At 73.5% G+C, this 18,574-nt stretch carries 16 protein-coding genes; 7 read left to right on the forward strand and 9 right to left on the reverse strand.

What is annotated here, in order from left to right; all coding sequences use genetic code 11:
* A complete protein-coding gene (gene meaB / locus ABD143_RS10970) occupies positions 1 to 1,026 on the forward strand; it encodes a methylmalonyl Co-A mutase-associated GTPase MeaB (protein WP_343975246.1) in 1,026 nt (341 codons plus the stop codon).
* A 204-nt stretch (positions 1,027 to 1,230) separates the two neighbouring features.
* Entirely contained in the window at positions 1,231 to 2,034 is an 804-nt protein-coding gene (locus ABD143_RS10975; RefSeq protein WP_343975249.1) for a metal-dependent hydrolase, read from the forward strand.
* 22 nt (positions 2,035 to 2,056) lie between these two features.
* On the opposite strand, the gene ABD143_RS10980 is transcribed toward ABD143_RS10975, so the two are convergent.
* Positions 2,057 to 2,929, reverse strand: coding sequence for a helix-turn-helix transcriptional regulator (locus ABD143_RS10980; RefSeq protein ID WP_343975252.1), 873 nt, complete (start codon positions 2,927 to 2,929; stop codon positions 2,057 to 2,059).
* A gap of 163 nt (positions 2,930 to 3,092) precedes the next feature.
* Between ABD143_RS10980 and ABD143_RS10985 the strand changes: the two genes are divergently transcribed.
* A complete protein-coding gene (locus tag ABD143_RS10985) occupies positions 3,093 to 3,914 on the forward strand; it encodes a DUF1932 domain-containing protein (protein WP_343975255.1) in 822 nt (273 codons plus the stop codon).
* Between the two features lie 141 nt (positions 3,915 to 4,055).
* Here ABD143_RS10985 and ABD143_RS10990 read toward each other — a convergent pair whose 3' ends face one another.
* The 5 genes from ABD143_RS10990 to ABD143_RS11010 all read right to left on the reverse strand — a co-directional run bounded on the left by ABD143_RS10990 (position 4,056) and on the right by ABD143_RS11010 (position 7,213).
* Positions 4,056 to 4,250 carry a hypothetical protein gene (locus ABD143_RS10990; RefSeq protein WP_343975257.1) on the reverse strand — a complete coding sequence of 65 codons (195 nt, stop codon included), beginning with the start codon at positions 4,248 to 4,250 and terminating at the stop codon, positions 4,056 to 4,058.
* Positions 4,251 to 4,430: 180 nt separating this feature from the next.
* Entirely contained in the window at positions 4,431 to 5,159 is a 729-nt protein-coding gene (locus ABD143_RS10995; RefSeq protein ID WP_343975259.1) for a ferredoxin reductase, read from the reverse strand.
* Between the two features lie 9 nt (positions 5,160 to 5,168).
* Complete coding sequence (locus ABD143_RS11000) at positions 5,169 to 5,777, reverse strand: sulfite oxidase-like oxidoreductase (RefSeq protein WP_343975262.1); 609 nt, start codon at positions 5,775 to 5,777, stop codon at positions 5,169 to 5,171.
* Positions 5,777 to 6,739 carry a hypothetical protein gene (locus ABD143_RS11005; protein WP_343975265.1) on the reverse strand — a complete coding sequence of 321 codons (963 nt, stop codon included), beginning with the start codon at positions 6,737 to 6,739 and terminating at the stop codon, positions 5,777 to 5,779. Before ABD143_RS11005 ends, ABD143_RS11000 begins: the two co-directional genes overlap by 1 nt.
* Positions 6,740 to 6,748: 9 nt before the next feature.
* Positions 6,749 to 7,213: an NUDIX hydrolase gene (locus ABD143_RS11010; RefSeq protein ID WP_343975268.1), complete on the reverse strand. Its 465-nt coding sequence runs from the start codon at positions 7,211 to 7,213 to the stop codon at positions 6,749 to 6,751.
* 176 nt (positions 7,214 to 7,389) lie between these two features.
* Here ABD143_RS11010 and ABD143_RS11015 point away from each other — a divergent pair, with 176 nt between their 5' ends.
* Positions 7,390 to 8,172 (forward strand): DUF742 domain-containing protein, encoded by a 783-nt coding sequence (locus ABD143_RS11015; RefSeq protein WP_343975271.1) that lies wholly within the window; start codon positions 7,390 to 7,392, stop codon positions 8,170 to 8,172.
* Between the two features lie 113 nt (positions 8,173 to 8,285).
* Here the strand turns inward: ABD143_RS11015 and ABD143_RS11020 are convergent, their stop codons facing one another.
* The 3 genes from ABD143_RS11020 to ABD143_RS11030 form a co-directional block, all read right to left on the reverse strand.
* Complete coding sequence (locus ABD143_RS11020; RefSeq protein ID WP_343975274.1) at positions 8,286 to 10,463, reverse strand: putative bifunctional diguanylate cyclase/phosphodiesterase; 2,178 nt, start codon at positions 10,461 to 10,463, stop codon at positions 8,286 to 8,288.
* Positions 10,464 to 10,658: 195 nt separating this feature from the next.
* The gene (locus ABD143_RS11025; protein WP_343975277.1) at positions 10,659 to 11,048 is read right to left on the reverse strand and encodes a hypothetical protein; all 390 of its coding nucleotides are present in this window, start codon (positions 11,046 to 11,048) and stop codon (positions 10,659 to 10,661) included.
* A gap of 142 nt (positions 11,049 to 11,190) precedes the next feature.
* Entirely contained in the window at positions 11,191 to 13,743 is a 2,553-nt protein-coding gene (locus tag ABD143_RS11030) for a DEAD/DEAH box helicase (protein ID WP_343975280.1), read from the reverse strand.
* A 93-nt stretch (positions 13,744 to 13,836) separates the two neighbouring features.
* Between ABD143_RS11030 and ABD143_RS11035 the strand changes: the two genes are divergently transcribed.
* The 3 genes from ABD143_RS11035 to ABD143_RS11045 all read left to right on the forward strand — a co-directional run bounded on the left by ABD143_RS11035 (position 13,837) and on the right by ABD143_RS11045 (position 18,535).
* The gene (locus tag ABD143_RS11035; protein WP_343975282.1) at positions 13,837 to 15,345 is read left to right on the forward strand and encodes an ATP-dependent DNA ligase; all 1,509 of its coding nucleotides are present in this window, start codon (positions 13,837 to 13,839) and stop codon (positions 15,343 to 15,345) included.
* Between the two features lie 86 nt (positions 15,346 to 15,431).
* Positions 15,432 to 16,178, forward strand: coding sequence for a beta-phosphoglucomutase family hydrolase (locus tag ABD143_RS11040; protein ID WP_343975284.1), 747 nt, complete (start codon positions 15,432 to 15,434; stop codon positions 16,176 to 16,178).
* A complete protein-coding gene (locus tag ABD143_RS11045) occupies positions 16,175 to 18,535 on the forward strand; it encodes a glycoside hydrolase family 65 protein (protein WP_343975286.1) in 2,361 nt (786 codons plus the stop codon). Before ABD143_RS11040 ends, ABD143_RS11045 begins: the two co-directional genes overlap by 4 nt.
* Positions 18,536 to 18,574 lie beyond the last annotated feature (39 nt).

Below are 18,574 nucleotides of genomic sequence, written 5' to 3' on the forward strand. Positions count from 1 at the left end.
ATGGCCCGTCCCGTCGACGTGCCCGCCCTCGTCAAGGGGGTGCTGGACGGCTCGCGGACGCAGCTCGCCCGCGCGATCACCCTCGTCGAGTCCAGCCGCGCCGACCACCGCCATGCCGCGCAGCAGCTGCTCATGGAGCTGCTGCCGGCCTCGCGGAGCGCAGGCGGAGCAAGCATGGGAAGTGTCGGCGGCGCCCGGCGCGTCGGGATCAGCGGCGTGCCCGGCGTCGGAAAGTCGACGTTCATCGAGGCGCTCGGCACCCGGCTCACCGGGGACGGGCACCGGGTGGCCGTGCTCGCGGTCGACCCGTCGTCGACGCGGACCAAGGGCTCGATCCTCGGCGACAAGACCCGTATGGCGAAGCTCGCCGCCGACGAGCGCGCGTTCGTCCGGCCGTCGCCGAGCGCGGGCACGCTCGGCGGGGTGGCCCGCGCGACCCGCGAGACGATCGTGCTGATGGAGGCGGCCGGCTACGACGTGGTGCTCGTCGAGACAGTGGGTGTGGGCCAGTCCGAGGTGGCCGTGGCCGCGATGGTGGACACGTTCCTGCTGCTCACGATCGCGCGCACGGGGGACGCGCTGCAGGGGATCAAGAAGGGCATCCTGGAGATCGCCGACGTGATCGCCGTCAACAAGGCCGACGGGGAACACGAGCGCGAGGCCCGCGCGGCGGCCCGCGAGCTGAAGGGCGCACTGCGGCTGCTGACGCCGTCGAGCGCCGCCTGGCGCCCGCCGGTGCTGCCATGCAGCGCGCAGACCGGCGCCGGCATGGCCGAGGTGTGGACGGCGGTGGAGGAGCACCGGGCGGCGCTCGACGCGGCGGGGGAGCTCAGCGCGCGCCGGGCCGAGCAGCAGGTGCAGTGGATGTGGGCGATGGTGCGCGACCGGCTCATGGACCGCCTGCACGCCGACCCCGGCGTGCGGGACGCGCTGCCCCGTCTGGAGGCCGAGGTCCGCGCCGGCGATCTCACCGCCACGCTCGCGGCCGAGGAGATCCTGAAGCATCTGGGCCTCCCCGGCACCTGAATCCCACAACTCGCGCGCACTCACGCCCCGACTCGCGCGCACTCACGCCCCGACTCGCGGACTGGGCCCTGACTTCCGCGAGTCGGGGTCTGGGTGTGCGCGAGTCGGGGTCTGGGTGTGCGCGAGTCGGGGTCTGGATGCGCGCGAGTCGCGGTCTCGGCGCGCCTCGGCGACACGAACGGGTGTTCGGGTTAACGTCCTCTGGTGCTGGGGGTCAGTCACGCGTTGTCGGGGGCGGCCCTCGGGCTCGCGGTCGCCGGGTTCGCCCCGCGGCTGGTGGATGTCGAGCCGAGCGCGGGGAGCGTGCTGACGTTCGCCGCGGTGTGCGCGGGTGCGGCGCTGCTCCCCGACCTCGACCATCCCTCCTCGATGGCGACGAGGCGGTTCTCGGTGGCCTCGTGGATCGCCTGCCACCTGGTGCGGCCGCTGTCGGGGCTCGTCTACGACCTGACGAAGGGGCGGCGCGACACCGGCCGCGGCACCCACCGCGGGCTCACCCACACCGTTGCGGGTGCCGTGCTGCTCGGGGTGGGCGTGAACCTCGCGTCGGGTCGCTGGGGCGCGCCGGTGCTCATCGGCACGCTGTTCGTGTGCATCGCGCTGGCCATCAAGGGACTCGACGCCCTGGTGCCCGGGCCCCCGTCGCTGGTGATCGCCGCCGGGCTCACGTACGCGGTGGAGGAGTTCGTGCCGGGCGGCACAGCCGGCACGGCCGGGTGGCTCGGGACCGCGGTGACCCTCGGGATGGTCGTGCACTCGATCGGCGACGCCGTGACGGAGACCGGTGCCCCGCTGCTGTGGCCGCTGCGGATCCGGCAGCGGCACTGGTACCCCGTGGGCAGCCCACGGCCGCTCCGGTTCCGCACCGGGGGGTCCGTGGAGACGTGGCTGGTGGCGCCCGCCCTCACGGTGGCGGTGTTCCTGCTGGCCGCGTTGGTGGTGCCCGGCGCGGCCCCGCTGTTGCTGGACCTGCGGGCGCAGGCGGAGCGGCTCGTCGCGGGCGGCTGACTCCAGGGCGGTCGAGCAGCGGTCAGCGGCGGATGTCCGCCTGGTCGCTTCCGGTCTGATCCCCGATCACCCGCAGCAGGTCGAGCTTCTCCTGGTCCTCCGAACCGGGAGCAGCCGTGAGCAGCACGAGCTGCTGGCCGTCGTCGGGCTGGAGGAGTACCTCGCACCGGAGCCCGATCGTGCCGATGGCCGGGTGCACGAGCCGCTTGTGGTCCTCGTGCCGGGCCGCGACCTCGTGGTCGGCCCACATGCGGGCGAACTCGGGGCTGTTCGCGTGCAGGTCGGCGAGCAGGTGGCGCACGTCGGCGTCGGAGCGGCGGCGCCCCCACGTCATGCGGAAGTCGGCTACCCGCACCCGGCTCTGGTGCTCGTGGTCGGCCGCCGGGTACCGCTTGCGCTCCGCAGGGTCGCAGAACCACCGCCAGAGCGCGCTCGTGGCCGGTCCGGTGCGCGTGGCCATGTCGCCGATCAGCAGCGCCGCGAGCCGGTTCTGCGCGAGCGTCACCCCCGTGTCGGAGGCGACGAACGCCGCGCAGTCGTCGAGCCGGTCGAGCACGAGCAGCACGCCGGGGCGCACGTGCGCGCTCGCACCAGTGCGGGCGGGCGGCTCGTGGCCGGCGAGCCGGAAGAGGTGGTCGTGCTCGTCATCGGTGAGGCGGAGCGTCCTGGCGAGCGCGCGCAGCATCTGCTGCGACGGGTGCGGGCTGCGCCCCTGCTCGAGACGCACGTAGTAGTCGACGGACATGCCGGTGAGCTGCGCGACCTCCTCGCGCCGCAGCCCGGCCGTGCGTCGGCTGCCGCTGGGGGACAGTCCCACGGCCGCCGGGGTGAGCCGGCCGCGGTGGCGGCGGAGGAAGTCCGCGAGGTCCCTGCGCTCGAATCTGCCCGTGCTCATGACGCGGCGCGTTCGCTGTGGGGGTTCGCCGTAGCCGGCACCTCACCGAGCCCGGTCGGCGTCCGTGTCTCCATCTGGTCGATCCTCCTGCGGTGCGGCGCGGGCAGGGAGAGAGCGCTGATCCCTCCCAGGCGAACGCCGGGGGATGGACGATGATGCCCAGATGGACCACTCCCTCCCTCCCCGTCCGGTCATCGGTGTGCTGCACCCGGGCGCAATGGGCGCAGCGATCGGGTCGGCGCTCAAGCCCGTGGCGGGCGCCGTGATCTGGGCGGCCGCCGGGCGTAGCCAGAGCACGTCGAAGCGCGCGGAGCTGGCCGACCTCGTGGGCGTGCCCGACGTGGCCGCGCTGGCGCGACGGGCAGACGTGATCGTCTCGATCTGCCCGCCGCACGCCGCCCGGGAGGTCGCGGAGGAGGTGGCGGCGGCGCTTGCGGATCACCCGCGCCGCCCGCTCTACCTCGACGCCAACGCCGTCTCCCCGGCGACGGTGCAGGGGATCGGTGAGGTGCTCGGCCCGGACCGCGTCGTGGACGGGGCCGTCATCGGCCCGCCCGCGTGGAAGGCGGGCAGGACCGTCCTGTGGCTCTCGGGCGCCGCAGCCAAGACGGTGGCGGCGCTGTTCGCGGGCTCGCCGTTCGAGGCGCAGGTGCTCGGCCCGGGGCTCGGCGCGGCCAGCGCCCTGAAGGCCTGCTACGCGGTGCAGAGCAAGGCGCTGCCTGCGGCGTGGCAGGCGATCGCGGACGCCGCCACGGCGTACGGGGTGGACGAGGCCCTGCGCCGTCAACTGGCCCGCGACGGGGTGCACCTGGACGCAGTGGTGGAGGGCGTGGCGGCGAAGGCGGGTGCGAAGGCGTGGCGCTGGGCGGGGGAGATGGACGAGGCCGCGGACGCGATGGCCGCTGTCGGCGTGCCGGACGGGTTCTCCCGCGCGGCCGCTGCCGTCTACCGCCGGATGGCAGGCGACGGCAGCGGCAACGCGTAGGGACGGACGTTGGCGGGGCCCGGTCCGCCTCCGGTCCGCCGCCGCACCGGAGGGGGTGTGCGGCGGCGGCCGGCGCGGGGCGAAGCGGGCGGGCAGGCCCAGCCTGTCGGGGTCGGGGTCGGGGTCGGCGTCGGGGGACGGTCAGTCGGCGGACGTGAGGTCGGCGCGCTCGTCGTGGTCCCAGCCGTGGTTATTGCTGCTCGACACCCACCCGCGGTTCAGGGGTGCGTCGACGGAGCCGGGTGGGGACGCGAGGGCGGCAGGGGCTAGACCAGCGAGTACGGCACCGACCACCGCGCTGACCAGGGTGGTGGCGACCAGTGGCTTGCGTTGCATGGGCACAGCTTGACGTGCGTAGCGGGTTCCGTCCCCGGCCGAGCGGACCTTCCACGCGAAGGTGTCCCTTGCGTTCACCCGCAGGGGAATGCCGTCACAGGGCGTCGCTGTCCCGCACACGATGCGCTGTCCCCCCGGGGGAGGCTCTCGGCGCAGGAGCGCGCGGCGGTCGGGCGAGGGTCAGCCGGACGGGCCGAAACGCTCCACCCGGATCGCCTCCACGGGCACGCCGGCCGCGATCAGCACCGCGGTCGCGGCGTCGGCGAAGCCCGGAGACCCGCAGACGAAGACGGTCTCGCCGCCACGCACGAGCGGAGCCACGTCCGCCACCGCGAGTCGGCCCGCCGTGCGGTCGGCGCCTGGCGGGCCCTGCCGCGTGTAGACGACGAGGCTCTCGGGACCGGGCAGCTCGTCGGCGTAGTACAGGTCGTCCGGCGAGCGCGCGGAGACGACGAGGCGGACCAGGTCGGAGCGGCCGATGGCGCGGGCCTGGCGCAGCATCGCCATCAGGGGCACCACCCCGGACCCGCCGCCGACGAGAAGCGCGGGCGTCTTCCCGCCCCAGGCGAAGAAGCCTCCGACGGGCCCCCGGACCTCCAGCTCGTCGCCCGGCTCGACGACGTCGTGCAGGTACTCCGAGACCTCACCGTCGTCGAGCTTCTCGACGGTCAGCTCGATCTCGCCCGTGTCGTCGGGGGCGGACGCCACCGAGTAGGAGCGGGAGGCGGTGTACCCGTCGGGAGCGGTGAGCCGCACGACGTAGTGCTGCCCGGCGAGGTGGCGGCGCGGCTCCGGCAGCAGGAGCCGGAAGGTGCGGGCGCGCGGGGTCTCGTCGCGGACGTCGAGGACGCGGGCAAGTTGCCAGCGCAGCGTGCGGCGGTGGGTGGTGCCGCCGGGGGTGAGGGTCATGGCGCCTGTTCAGTCGCCCTGGTAGCGCTGCTCGGTCCACGGGTCGCCGCGGTCGTGATACCCGTTCCGCTCCCAGAACCCCTGCTCGTCGTGGTCCATCAAGCGCAGGCCCGAGACCCACTTGGCGCTCTTCCAGAAGTACAGGTGCGGCACGAGCAGCCGGGCCGGTCCGCCGTGGATTGTGGGAAGCGGCTTCCCGTCGGCGTCCCAGACGACCCACGCCTTGCCGCCGATGACGTCGTCGAGAGGGAGGTTCGTCGTGTAGCCGGTGTGCGACACCGCCATCACGTGAGTAGCCGAGGGCAGCGGCGTGGCGGCTTCGAGGAGCGTGTCGACCGAGACGCCGTCGAACGTCATCCCGAGCTTCGACCACGTCGTGACGCAGTGGATGTCGCCTTCGTAGCGGGAGCGGAGGAGGGCGTGGATCTCGTCCCAGTTCCAGGTGACGGTGTTCTCGACCAGGCCCTCGATCGTGAACGTCCACCGGTCCGTGGGGATGTCCGGGGTCGCCTCCGCATGCAGCACCGGCCACTCGTCTCGCGCGTCGTACTGACCGGGGGGCAGCCGCGGGTCTTGATCCCGCCGCCGCCCGAAGAAGCCTCGCGTCATGGCGAGCATTATCGGCGCGCGGCGCCGTCCGGGGACGTGTCCCGCGGCACTACTCCTGGATCTCGTCGCACCCGCCGGGCCGCCGCAGGGCGTTCGTCCCGGCGGGCGCCCGCGTAGGCAAGCAGGGCGGCAGCGGCGTCCTCCAGGACGGCGCCGGGGCGGTCGCTTCCCCAGCGGCGCTGGGCCGCCGCGCGCCAGCGCACTCCGAGTACCGCCGCGCCGATTGCCGCCCCGACCGCGACGAGGCCTGCGAGTGCCGGGTCGTGCCCGTCACGCCGGGCGAGCGCCGCCGCGGAGGTGGCGCCGAGCAGGGCCCTCGGGACGAGACCCGAGGGGTTCAGGCGGCTCGGGGTGGTGGGGAGCTGGTCGGCCACCAGCTCGCCCGCTGCCGCGAGGCTGCTCAACGCGGTGCCGGTTCGCCCGCCCAGACGGGAGGCGACCGGCCCGGGGCTCTCGGGCGAGGAGGTGAGCGCGAGTGCGGCGACACCCGCGGTGCTGCGCGAGCCGCTCGCCGCGCCGATCGCGGCGGCCCGGAGCAGCGCGCTCGCGTTCGTGACGGGCAGCGGCTCGCGGCGCTCCGCCACGCGGGACAGCCCGACCAGTGTGGTGTGCGTCGTGACGCCGTAGACCAGGTGCCGGACGGCGTCGGCGACCAGGTCCGGGGCGCTCCCACGCTGCGGGTCACCGATGCGGAGCACTGTGCGCGGGCCTTCGCTCGCGGCCATCGCGGCGAGCCCGAGCAGCGTCCCGCCGACAAGGGCCGAGAGCCGGACACCGGCCCCGCGCAGCACGCCGGCCAGTGCGCCGAGCCCGACGCCCGTTGCGGCGTCGGTGAGCCGGGCCGGCAGGCCCACGGGCGTGCGGCGCGGGCCGCGGATCGCGCTGTCGAGATAGCTGGTGGCGACAAGCGCCGTGGTGCCGGCGGCACCCGATGCCGCGCCGCGCAGGAAGCCGGAGGCCAGGGGGTTCATGGCGGGCAGCTACCCCGACAGCAGCGCCGGCAATCGGTCCAGGAGAGGCAGCTGCCCCTTCGTGATCCGCGTGCGGGCGGTGTCGAGGTCGAACCAGGCGGCCCGGTCGATCTCCGGGAACTCCTGGGTGCGCCCCGACCGTGGCGGCCACTCCATCGTGAAGACGCCGGGGTCGATGTTGTCGGCGTCGAAGTCGGCGGCCAGCGCGAACGCGGTGATCCGCTTGCCCCCCGACGTGCGGACGGTGCCCAGCTCGACGAGCGGGCCGGCCGGCAGCGGGGAGCCCAGCTCCTCGGCGAACTCCCTGGCCGCGGCGTCGCGCGGGTCCTCGTCGGGACCGTGCTCGCCCTTGGGGATCGACCACGCACCCTCGTCCTTCCGCGACCAGAACGGCCCGCCCATGTGCCCGAGCAGCACCTCGGGGCCGGCCGGGCCGGGCCGGTGCAGCAGAACTCCAGCGCTCGTCGTCGCCATTCGCGCAGTCTCGCAGGCGGCCGGCCGGGGCATCGGGACGTGCTCGTCGACGTGTTACCCAGCTGGCCGACGGTACGAGAAGTCATGGCGGCGGAACCGTCAGGCAACAGGACCGTAACGCCGCGTGGACATGGTGAGTGCCGGACTGGGACGAAACGCGACGGGGGTGACCGGCGGTGGGTGCCGAGGACGATCTGGGTCCCGAGATCGGCTACACCGGCGCCCGGTTCGGCGGGACGCCACGGCGGAAGGCGCGCAAGCGCAAGGCAGCCGCCGAGGCCCCCAGCGCGGAGGAGATGTTACGGGAGGCGGCCGCCCAGGAGGCGGTCACCGAGGTCTTCGCGGCTGTGAGTAGCGCGGCGGCCCGTGAGGACGCCCCTGAGGACACCGCCGAGCGCCCGGGCGGATCGGATCGATACGACGGCCCGGACGGGGACGACAGTCCGGTCGGGTACACCGGCGCCCGGTTCGGGGGCGCCTCCCGGTGGCGCCGCAAGTCGGCCCCGGACCGGGAGTCGCGGCAGTCGCAGCAGGAAGCGTCGCAGCAGGACGAGTCGCCGCGGACGGGCGTCGTGCCCGTCCCGCCGCCACTTCCGGGCATCGAGTCGCATGGCGGGTACTTCGACCCGGCGAGCTCGTCGTCGGTGCGCCCGTACGTGTTCACGCGCGGCCGCACCCGCTCCCAGCTGGAGCTCTCGCTCGAAGGGCTGGTCTCGGTGGTGCCGACGGCGCCGACCGGGCACATGAGCGGGGAGCACCACGCCGTCCTCGGGCTCTGCCGCGAGCCCCGCTCGGTGGCCGAGGTCGCCGCGCTGCTCGACGTGCCCCTCGGCGTGGCGCGGGTGCTGGTGGGTGACCTCGCCGCGGCCGGCGCGGTGGCGTTGCACCGCACGGCCGGGGCCGCAGGCCCCGACATCGCCCTCTTGGAACGGGTGCTGTCGGGACTGCGCCGCCTCTAGGAGGGTCCTGAACGACTCCGCCCGTAGCGAGCGGCGCCTGGGCGTCGCGCAGTAGGGCCGAGTTGTTCAGGGCGCTCCTTGCCCCGAGCCCGCTCGAGCTCTGATCTGAGCTGCTAGGGCGGCCCGACCGGTCCGCGCAGTAGCCCGGGCACCGCGCCCGCCGCCACGGCAGGGGCGAAGTACCAGCCCTGCCCCGTGTCGCAGCCGAGCTTGCGCAGCCGTTCGAGCTGCACCGCGGTCTCCACTACCTCGGCGGTGACCGACAGCCCCAGCGTGTGCGCCAGCTCGATGAGCAGCGCGAGCACCTCGTGGTCGACCTCGTCTGTGCCCTCCGCGCCGTCCCCGCCGTCCGCGGACACGGAGCCGCGGCCCGTCATGAAGGGGCCGGCGAGCTTGAGCGCATGCACGGGGAGCGCACGGAGGTAAGCGAGGTTGGAGTAGCCGGTGCCGAAGTCGTCGATCGCGATCCGGACGCCCATCTCGGCGAGGGCGCGCAGCGCGTCGAGCGGCTCCCCGGTGGTGCCCATCAAGTCGGTCTCGGTGAGCTCCAGCTGCAGCGCGTGCGCAGGCCAGCCGGTGTCGGCGAGGATGCGCGCCACGTCCTCGACGATCCCGGGCTCGCGGACCTGCCGGGCCGCCAGGTTGACGCTGACGAACAGGTCGGTGCCGGGGTGGTCGGCGCGCCACCGCGCAGCCTGGCGGCACGCCTCCTCCAGCACCCACCGGCCGAGCGGGACGATCAGGCCCGTCTCCTCGGCCACCGGGATGAACCGGTCCGGCCCGAGCCGTTCGCCGCCGGGCTGCTGCCAGCGCACGAGCGCCTCGACGCCGACGAGCTGCTGGTCGGTGAGCCGCACGAGCGGCTGGTAGTCGACGACGAACTCGCCGCCCTCCAGGGCATCGGGCATCCGGGCCGACAGCTCGAACCGCGCGACGGCGGCGCGGTGACGGTCGGCGTCGAAGAACGCCACGCGGTTGCGGCCGTCGTTCTTCGCCCAGTACAGGGTGGTGTCGGCGGCCTTCATCAACTCGGCGGATCCCGCTCCGCCGTCGTCGCGCTCGACCACGCCGACGCTCGCCGAGACGACGATGCGTCGTGTGCCGAGCATGATCGGGCGGCGCACGGCCTCCAGCGCCCGTTGCGCGACCCCCCGCAGCTCCTCGCGAGCGGTGTCGGGGTCGCCGTTGCTCGCCCGGTCGACCAGCACGACGAACTCGTCGCCGCCCATGCGCGCGACGAGGTGCCCGGCACGGCGCAGCTCGGCCGTGAGACGGCGGGCCACCGCCTGCAGCAGCTCGTCGCCGACGCCGTGCCCGAGGGTGTCGTTGACGGCTTTGAAGCCGTCCAGGTCCAGGTAGCAGACGCCGACCGAGCGCGCGGACGCCGGCGTGGCCAGCGCGGCGTCGAGCCGCTCGAAGAACACGGTGCGGTTGGGCAGGCCGGTGAGCGGGTCGTGCTGCGCCTGGTGGCGCAGCGACGTCTCGAGCCGATGGCGGGAGGTGAGGTCCCCCACCATCGCCACGATGTAGCGGGGCTCGCCGTCCTGGGTGCGCACGAGCGACAGCACCAGGTCGGCCCAGATCGTGGTGCCGTCGACGCGCCGGTACGGCCGCTCGATGCGGAGGTGATCGAGGGTGCCGGCCTGCATCTGCCGCAGCTGCGACCAGAACTCCTCGTCGTCGGCCGGGATGTAGGGCATCACGTTCTTGCGGGTGAACTCCTCATGGGAGAGCCCGAAGATGTCGCACAGCGCTCGGTTGACCTCGACGATCTGACCGTCGCCGGTGACGAGCGCGATGCCGATGGCGGCGTCGGCGAAGACGGCCCCGAAGCGGGCCTCGCTGGTCCAGCGGGCCTCCTCGGCGGCCACGAGCGCCGTGTAGGCCGCCAGGCTGACGCGCTCCTGCTCGGTGCGGGTGAGCTCCTGGAGAGCGCGGGCGTACCCGGCGGACAGCGCGCCCAGCACCGCGGCGACCGGCGCGGCGCCTGCCGGGGCGAGCAGGGCCCCGAGCGCGGTGACGGACTCGTGGAGTGATTCGGGGTTGGTGAAGTGCGTGTCGACCATCCACCGGCCGACCCCCTGGGCGCTCTCGTGATCGGCCGGATCGGCCAGAGCAGCGGCGAGTAGCACCTGAGCCTGCCCGGCGAGGTGGTCGACCAGCTCGCTGCGGGTCATCGGCACGAAGCTGGAGTGCTGCACGGCCTCCAGCCAGGTGACGGCGACCTGCTGGGCGGATGGGAGCTGGGCGGATGGGAGCTGGCCGGATGGGAGCTGCCCCGGGGCGGTCACCGGCGCTGGCTCCTCGCGCGGCTCCCGGATCGGCGCCCCACGGCGGAACCGGGACCGCGCGGCTCGTGACCCATCCCGTGCCCCCCGCTCCGGACCGGCCGCCCCCGGGTGTGGGCGATCTTCGCGGAGAGTACCGCTCCGGCGCCGCACCCAGGCGTCGCTTGGGAGATCATCGTGCGGGGGTCGAAGCGCTGGTCAGTCCGGCGTGCCGGGCTGCGGGCCCTGCCGTGGACGTCCGCCGCGCCGCATGTTGCCGGTGGTGGTCCGCCGGCCCGGATCGATCAGGCGCTTCCACTTGGCCTGCGCCGCCTGCCGGCTGCTCAGCTGTGCCTGCACGGCGTCGGCCACCTGGGCCCAGGTCAGCCCGTCGGACCGCAGCCGCCGGATGAGGTCGCGCTCGTAGTAATCGGAGAGCCTGCGCATCTCCTGCACCAGGGCGTACCAGGCCGCGGCGGCGTCGCGGGTGAGCCCGCCCTCGGCCGAGAGCTCCTTCATCCGGTCCAGCCGGGCGGTGATCGAACGGTCGGGCCGCGCGACGGCGGGGTCCACCCGGTCGATCCACCGGATCGCCTCCTCGTACTTCATGTCGTCAACGATAGATTGACGCCAGCAAATCGTCAATCGATCGACGACCAAGATTGTCGGCACAGACCGTGAAGAGGCCGCACACACCATCGACGGTGTGTGCGGCCTGGGGGAGGTGTGTGGGTGGGGTGGGGGAGGTGGGTCAGAGGCCGCCGAGCGGTTCCACCGCCGTCACCCAGACTGCGGGGGTGCCCTGCTCGTCTGAGGCGGCGAGGTCGATCTCAGCGGTGATGGCCCAGTCGCGGTCGCCTGCCGGGTCGTCGAGGACCTGGCGCACGAGCCAGCGCTCGGGTTCCTCGGTGATCGTGACGAACTGCGGGCCGCGGGCGTCGGGGCCGGTGCCGATGGCCCGGTTGTCGGTGCCGTGTTCGAGGAAGTAGGGCTCCAGCGCCTCGCGCCAGGCCTCGGCGTCCCAGCCGGCCTCGGCGTCGAGCTCGCCGAGCAGGTCCCACCGGCGCAGGGCCGCGAGCTCGACGCGCCGGAACATCGCGTTGCGCACCAGCACCCGGAACGCGCGGACGTTGCGGGTGACGGCCGCCGGGCCGGCGTCGAGTGCGGGCGGTTCGGGTTCCTCTCCCGTCCCGGCGCCCGCGGCGAGCGCCTCCCACTCGTCGAGCAGGCTGGAGTCGACCTGGCGGACGAGCTCGCCCAGCCACTCCTCGACGTCGGTGAGCTCCTCGGTCTTGGCCTCGTCCGGCACGGTCTGGCGCAGGGCCCGGTAGGCGTCGGCGAGGTAGCGCAGCACGAGCCCCTCGGAGCGGGCCAGCTGGTAGTGCCCGACGTACTCGACGAACGTCATTGACTTCTCGAACATGTCCCGGGCCACGGACTTCGGCGACAGGCGTGCGTCCTCGACCCACGGCGCACCGCGGCGGTAGGTCTCCAGCGCGGCGTGCAGCAGCTCGTCGAGGGGCTTGGGGTGCGTAACGTCCTCGAGGAGCGCCATGCGCTCCTCGTACTCGATGCCCTCGGCCTTCATCGCCGCCACGGCCTCGCCGCGCGCCTTGTTCTGCTGGGCGTACAGGACCGGTCGCGGGTCGTCGAGGGTCGCCTCGATCACCGACAGCACGTCCATCGCGTAGGTGGGCGACTCGCGGTCGAGGAGCTCGATCGCTGCCAGCGCGAAGGGGGAGAGCGGCTGGTTGAGGGCGAAGTCGAGCTGCAGGTCCCCGACGAGCCGCACGCGGCGGCCCTCAGCCCTCTCGTTGTCATCAGCGGGCTCGGGCAGCTCCTCGACGACGCCGGCGGCGCGCAGCGCCCGGTAGATCGCGATGGCCCGCAGGATGTGCTTGCGCTGGCGGGCGCGGGGTTCGTGGTTGTCCTCGAGCAGGTGGCGCATCGCCGCGAACGCGTCCCCCGGCCGGGAGATCACGTTCAGCAGCATGGCGTGAGTCACCTTGAAGTGGCTGGTCAGCGGCTCGGGCTGGGCATTCTGTAGCTTCTCGAAGCTCGTCTGCGACCAGCCGACGAACCCCTCCGGCGGCTGCTTGCGCACGATCCGCCTGCGCTTCTTCACGTCGTCGCCCGCGCGGGCGAGCAGCCGCGCGTTCTCCACCTCGTGGTCGGGTGCCTCGGCGACGACCGTGCCGATCGTGTCGTAGCCTGCGCGGCCCGCCCGGCCGGCGATCTGGTGGAACTCGCGGGCCTTGAGCGGGCGGGTGCGCTGCCCGTCGTACTTGGAGAGGGCCGTGAAGAGCACGGTGCGTATCGGCACGTTGATGCCGACGCCGAGGGTGTCGGTGCCGCAGATGACACGCAGCAGCCCGGCCTGCGCGAGCGTCTCCACGAGTCGCCGGTAGCGGGGGAGCATCCCCGCGTGGTGTACGCCGATGCCGTGCCGGACGAGCCGCGAGAGCGTCTTGCCGAACCCGGCGGTGAACCGGAAGCGCCCGATCAGGTCGGCGATCGCCTGCTTGTCCTCCTTCGAGGTGACGTTGACGCTCATGAGCGCCTGCGCCCGCTCGACGGCCGCGGCCTGGGTGAAGTGCACGACGTAGACCGGCGCCTCGTGCGTCTGGAGGAGTTCGGTGATCGTCTCGTGCAGGGGCGTCAGCACGTACCGGTAGTGCAGCGGCACCGGGCGCTCGACGGACGTGATCACCGCGGTCTCCCGGCCGGTGCGGCGGGTGAGGTCGTCGCGGAAGAACGAGACGTCGCCGAGGGTGGCGCTCATCAGCAGGAACTGCGCCTGCGGCAGCTCGATCAGCGGCACCTGCCACGCCCAGCCGCGGTCCGGGTCGGCGTAGAAATGGAACTCGTCCATGACAACCGAGCCGACGTCGGCGTCGCGCCCGGAGCGCAGGGCGATGTTGGCGAGGATCTCCGCGGTGCAGCAGATGATCGGCGCCTTCTCGTTGACGGCGGCGTCGCCGGTGAGCATGCCGACCTTGTCGGCGCCGAACACGTCGATGAGCTGGAAGAACTTCTCGCTCACCAGCGCCTTGATCGGGGCGGTGTAGAAGGTGCGCAGCCCCCGGGCGAGCGCGGCCGCATGTGCACCTACCGCCACCAGCGACTTCCCGGAGCCGGTGGGCGTGGAGAGGATGACGTTGCTGCCGGTCACCAGCTCCAGCAGCGCCTCCTCCTGCGCCGGGTACAGCGACAGGCCCCGTTCCTCGAACGCCCAGTCGGTGAACGCCTCCACGAGCGCGTCGGGGTCGTCGGGGGTGGGTGGGAGCCGGTCGGTGAGCGTCATGGTGCCCCGATCGTCCCTTACAGCGGGGTCGTCGTGCCGCGCGGCCTGCGAAGAGGAGCGGAGCCGCCGGCGCCCGGCCGCTACGGTGAGCGCGTGAGCGAACGGGCAACCCCAGGTGCCCTACCTGCGCTCGTCCAGCCCATGCAGGCGGCCACGGTGTCGGGCGACCCGCCACAGGGCGGCGACTGGGTCGTCGAGGTCGCCTGGACCGGCCACCGGTGCATCGCCTACGTCCAGCCCGGAAAGCGGGTCCGGCTGCTGTCCGGCGGCGACAACTCGATGAGCGCCGCCTACCCGGAGCTGACCGAGCCCCTGCTGCGGCGCTCCCCGCCCGGTGGGCTGGTGCTCGACGGCACGCTCGTGGCGCGCGGCGAGGAGCACGCCGTGCGGCCGCGGCTGCTCAAGCGCCGCAGCGCCCGCCACCGCCCGTCGGACGCGACGATCCGGCGGATCCCGGTCGACTTCCAGGTCGCCGACCTGCTGTGGCTCGACGGCCACAGCACGATGGAGCTGCCCTACGCCGACCGCCGCGCCCTGCTCGACGGGCTGGGGTTCGCGAGCCCGCCCGTCTGGACGACCTCACCGCTGCCGGCCACGGAGCTGGAGACGATGCTCGCCATCGCCGACCAGAAGGGTGCCGACGGGCTGCACGCGCGTCACCTGCGCGGCCGCTACCACCCGGGCGGGCGGTCGAGGTTCTGGCTGCGGGTGCCGGTGAAGCGGACGCGGCAGGTGCTCGTGGGCGGCTGGACGCCCGCGGACCTGCGCCGCCCGGAGAGCGTCGGCGCCCTGCTGCTCGGTGCGCCCGCGGGGGAGCAGCTGCACTACGTGGGGCGGGTCGGGGTGTCGGTGGAGCAGCGGCGCCAGCTCGCCGCGCGGCTCGCGGCCAGGGCGCCTGCCGAGTCGCCCTTCGCCGCGTCGCTGCCGGCCGACGCGGCCCGGCACGCCGTCTGGGCCGCGCCGGAGCTGGTCGGGCTCGCGGAGTTCACCGGCTGGATCGGCGGCGCCCGGATGCGCAGGCCGCTGTGGCGCGGGCTGGTGGCTCCCGACGCCGTGCGGAACGACCTGTGGGCCCGCCCGCCGGAGCCTGCGGCGGCGCCTGCCGGGCCGGAGGAGGCGGCCCCGGCGGCCTCGCCCGAACCCGAACCTGGTCCCGGAGCCCCGTCGGCCGTCGAGGCGAGACGACTGGAGCAGCACTTCTTCTACAACGCGCTTAACACGATCGGCTCGCTGATCCGCTCCGACCCCGCGCGGGCCCGCGAGCTGCTCGACGACTTCGCCGGCGTGTCCCGCGCCGCCGACCACACCGGCCCGAGCACGCTCGGGCGGGAGCTCGAGGCAGTACGCGAGTACCTCCGTCTGGAACAGGCCCGGTTCGGCAAGCGGCTGCAGGTGGCCGTCGACGTCGCACCCGGGCTGGACGCCGTCCCGGTCGCCTCGCTGCGGCTCGTCTCCGCCGTCCGGGACGCCGTGCAGCAGGGCGTCGAGCCGCGGCCCGATGGCGGTCTCCTCACGCTCACGGCACGGCCGGTCGCAGGCGGTTGCGAGGTCCGGATCACCGGCGGTCCCGAATCGGACACGACCGTCATCCTGCCCTCCTGAGCAGTGACAATGCGGCTCTGGGACCGCTGCCGGACCGATACTGACTCCGCCTGCCGACGTGATGTACGACTCGGTACCGTGCGCGCATGCTCGGCCTCCCAGACGGCACGCGTGCGTGCCTCTTCGACCTCGACGGCGTGCTGACCGACACGGCCAGCGTGCACGCCGCAGCGTGGAAGCAGATGTTCGACGACTACCTGCGGACGCGCGCCTCCCGCGAGGGAACGCCCTTCCAGCCGTTCGACGTGAAGGCCGACTACGGCCCCTACGTCGACGGCAAGCCCCGGCTGGCCGGCACCGACGCCTTCCTCCGGTCGCGCGGCATCGTCCTGCCGGCGGGCGGGCCCGGCGACGCGCCGGACACCGAGACGGTCTACGCGCTCGCCACGCGGAAGAACGACCTGGTGCAGGAAAAGATCAGGACGGTCGGAGTCGACGTGTACCCCGGCTCGGTGCGCTATCTGCACGCGGTGAAGGACGCCGGACTGGCCACCGCCGTCGTCTCGTCGTCGGCCAACGCCGAGCAGGTGCTCGAGGTCGCGGGGCTCACAGACCTGATCGACCACCGAGTCGACGGCGTCACGGCCAAGGAGCGCAACCTGCCGGGCAAGCCCGCGGCCGACACCTTCCTCGCCGCCGCCGCCGACCTCGGCGTCGACAAGCACGAGGCCGTGGTCTTTGAGGACGCGCTCGCCGGCGTGGAGTCCGGGAAGGCGGGCGGGTTCGGATGCGTTGTCGGAGTCGACCGCCTCGGACACGCCGATGCGCTCCGCGCCCACGGTGCCGACATCGTCGTCGCCGACCTCGCCGAACTGCTGGAGAACAGGTCATGAGCCCCGACCCGGGACGCGCGTTCACCGTCGAGCCGTGGGTCGTGCGAGAACCGCGGCTCGACATGGAGCGCATGGGGCAGGTGGAGAGCGTGTTCGCGCTCTCCAACGGCCACATCGGGCTGCGCGGCAACCTCGACGAGGGCGAGCCGTACGCCATGCCGGGCACGTACCTGAACTCGTTCTACGAGCGCAGGCCGCTGCCCTACGCCGAGGGTGGGTACGGCTACCCCGAGTCGGGCCAGACGATCATCAACGTCACCAACGGCAAGCTCATCCGCCTCCTGGTGGAGGACGAGCCGTTCGACCTGCGGTACGGGCAGCTCGAGCGCCACGAGCGGATGCTCGACCTGCGCGCGGGCACCCTGACCCGTGAGGTGGAGTGGACGTCGCCCGCCGGGCGGGGAGTCGTCGTGCGTTCCACCCGCATGGTGTCGCTGACGCAGCGGGCGATCGCCGCGATCTGCTACGAGGTCGAGGTGGTGGACGAGTCCGCGCTCCTGGTGCTGCAGTCGGAGCTGGTGGCCAACGAGCAGTTGCCCTCCCGCGACGAGGCCGACCCACGCGTGGAGGCGGCTCTGACCGACCCCCTTGTGGCCGAGCAGCACCGCTGCGACGACGCGGGCGCCACGCTGATCCACCGGACGCGCCAGTCCGGGCTGCGGGTCGCCGCGGCGATGGACCACGAGGTGTACGGGCCGGACGGGACCAAGGTGACCTCCGAGGCCACCGAGGACATCGGCCGGACCACGGTGATCGCCCGGCTGGAGCCGGGACAGATGCTGCGGATCATCAAGTACCTGGCCTACGGCTGGTCCTCGCGGCGCTCGCTGCCCGCGCTGCACGACCAGGTGCGTGCCGCGCTGGCAGCGGCCCGTTACACCGGGTGGGACGGGCTCCTCGCCGAGCAGCGGCAGTACCTGGACGAGTTCTGGGAGACCGCGGACGTCGAGATCGACGGCGACGCGGAGTTGCAGCAGGCCTCGCGCGTGGCCGTCTTCCACGTGCTGCAGGCCGGGGCGCGGGCCGAGCGCCGGGCGATCGGCGCGAAGGGCCTCACCGGGGAGGGCTACGACGGTCACACGTTCTGGGACACCGAGACGTTCTGCCTCCCGGTGCTCTCTCACCTCGCGCCCGACGCGGCCGCGGACGCGCTGCGGTGGCGGCAGTCGATCCTGCCGCTGGCCTACGAACGGGCCGAGCAACTGGGGCTGAAGGGCGCCGCGTTCCCGTGGCGGACGATCCGCGGGCACGAGTGCTCGGGCTACTGGCCGGCCGGCACCGCGGCGTTCCACATCAACGCCGACATCTCCGACGCCGTCCGCAGGCACGTCGCCGCCACCGGCGACGTGGAGTTCGAGAAGGAGGTGGGCCTCGAGCTGCTGGTGGCAACGGCCCGGCTGTGGCGCTCGCTCGGGCACCACGACTCGTCGGGGGAGTTCCGGATCGACGGCGTGACCGGTCCGGACGAGTACACGGCCATCGTCGACAACAACGTCTACACGAACCTCATGGCGCAGCAGAACCTGCGCGTCGCGGCCGACACCGCGGCCCGGCACGCCCGCGCGGCCGCCCGGCTGGGCGTCAACGCCGAGGAGATGGCGAGCTGGCGGGACGCGGCGAAGTCCATGCGCATCCCGTTCGACGAGGTGCTCGGCGTACACCCGCAGTCGGAAGGGTTCACCCACCACCAGGTGTGGGACTTCGAGAGCACCCCGCCGGAGAAGTACCCGCTGCTGCTGCACGTGCCCTACTTCGACCTGTACCGCAAGCAGGTGATCAAGCAGGCCGACCTGGTGCTCGCGATGCAGCTGCGGCCGGACGCGTTCACGCTGGATCAGATGCGCCGCAACTTCGCCTACTACGAGGCGCTCACGGTGCGGGACTCGTCGCTGTCGGCGTGCACGCAGGCGGTGGTGGCCGCGCGCACCGGCCACCTGGACCTGGCGTACGACTACCTGGCCGAGGCCGCCCTCGTGGACCTCGACGACCTGGCCGGCAACTCCGACCACGGCGTGCACATCGCGTCGATGGCCGGCACCTGGACCGCGGTCGTCGCCGGGTTCGGCGGGATGCAGTACGACAACGGCGGGCTGTCGTTCGCGCCGCGGCTGCCCCCTGCGCTGTCGCGGATCTCGTTCGGGCTCAACTGGCAGGGCCGCCAGCTGCGGGTGGAGATCCGGCAGGACGAGGCCGAGTACCGGCTCGTCTCCGGCCCGCCGATGCGGCTTCGCCACCACGGCGAACCGCTCGCGCTCGCCGACGCCCCGCAGGTCCGGCAGATCCCGCCCGCCGAGTTCGTCGAGCCCGTCGAACAGCCCTACGGCCGCGCCCCGAAGCCGCGCCACCCGGGAGGCTGAGCCTTCCACCGGGGTGAGGTCAAGCCCGCGTGCGGCAGC

The sequence above is a fragment of the Pseudonocardia aurantiaca genome, assembly GCF_039526725.1.
GTDB classification, from domain to species: Bacteria; Actinomycetota; Actinomycetes; order Mycobacteriales; family Pseudonocardiaceae; genus Pseudonocardia; species Pseudonocardia aurantiaca.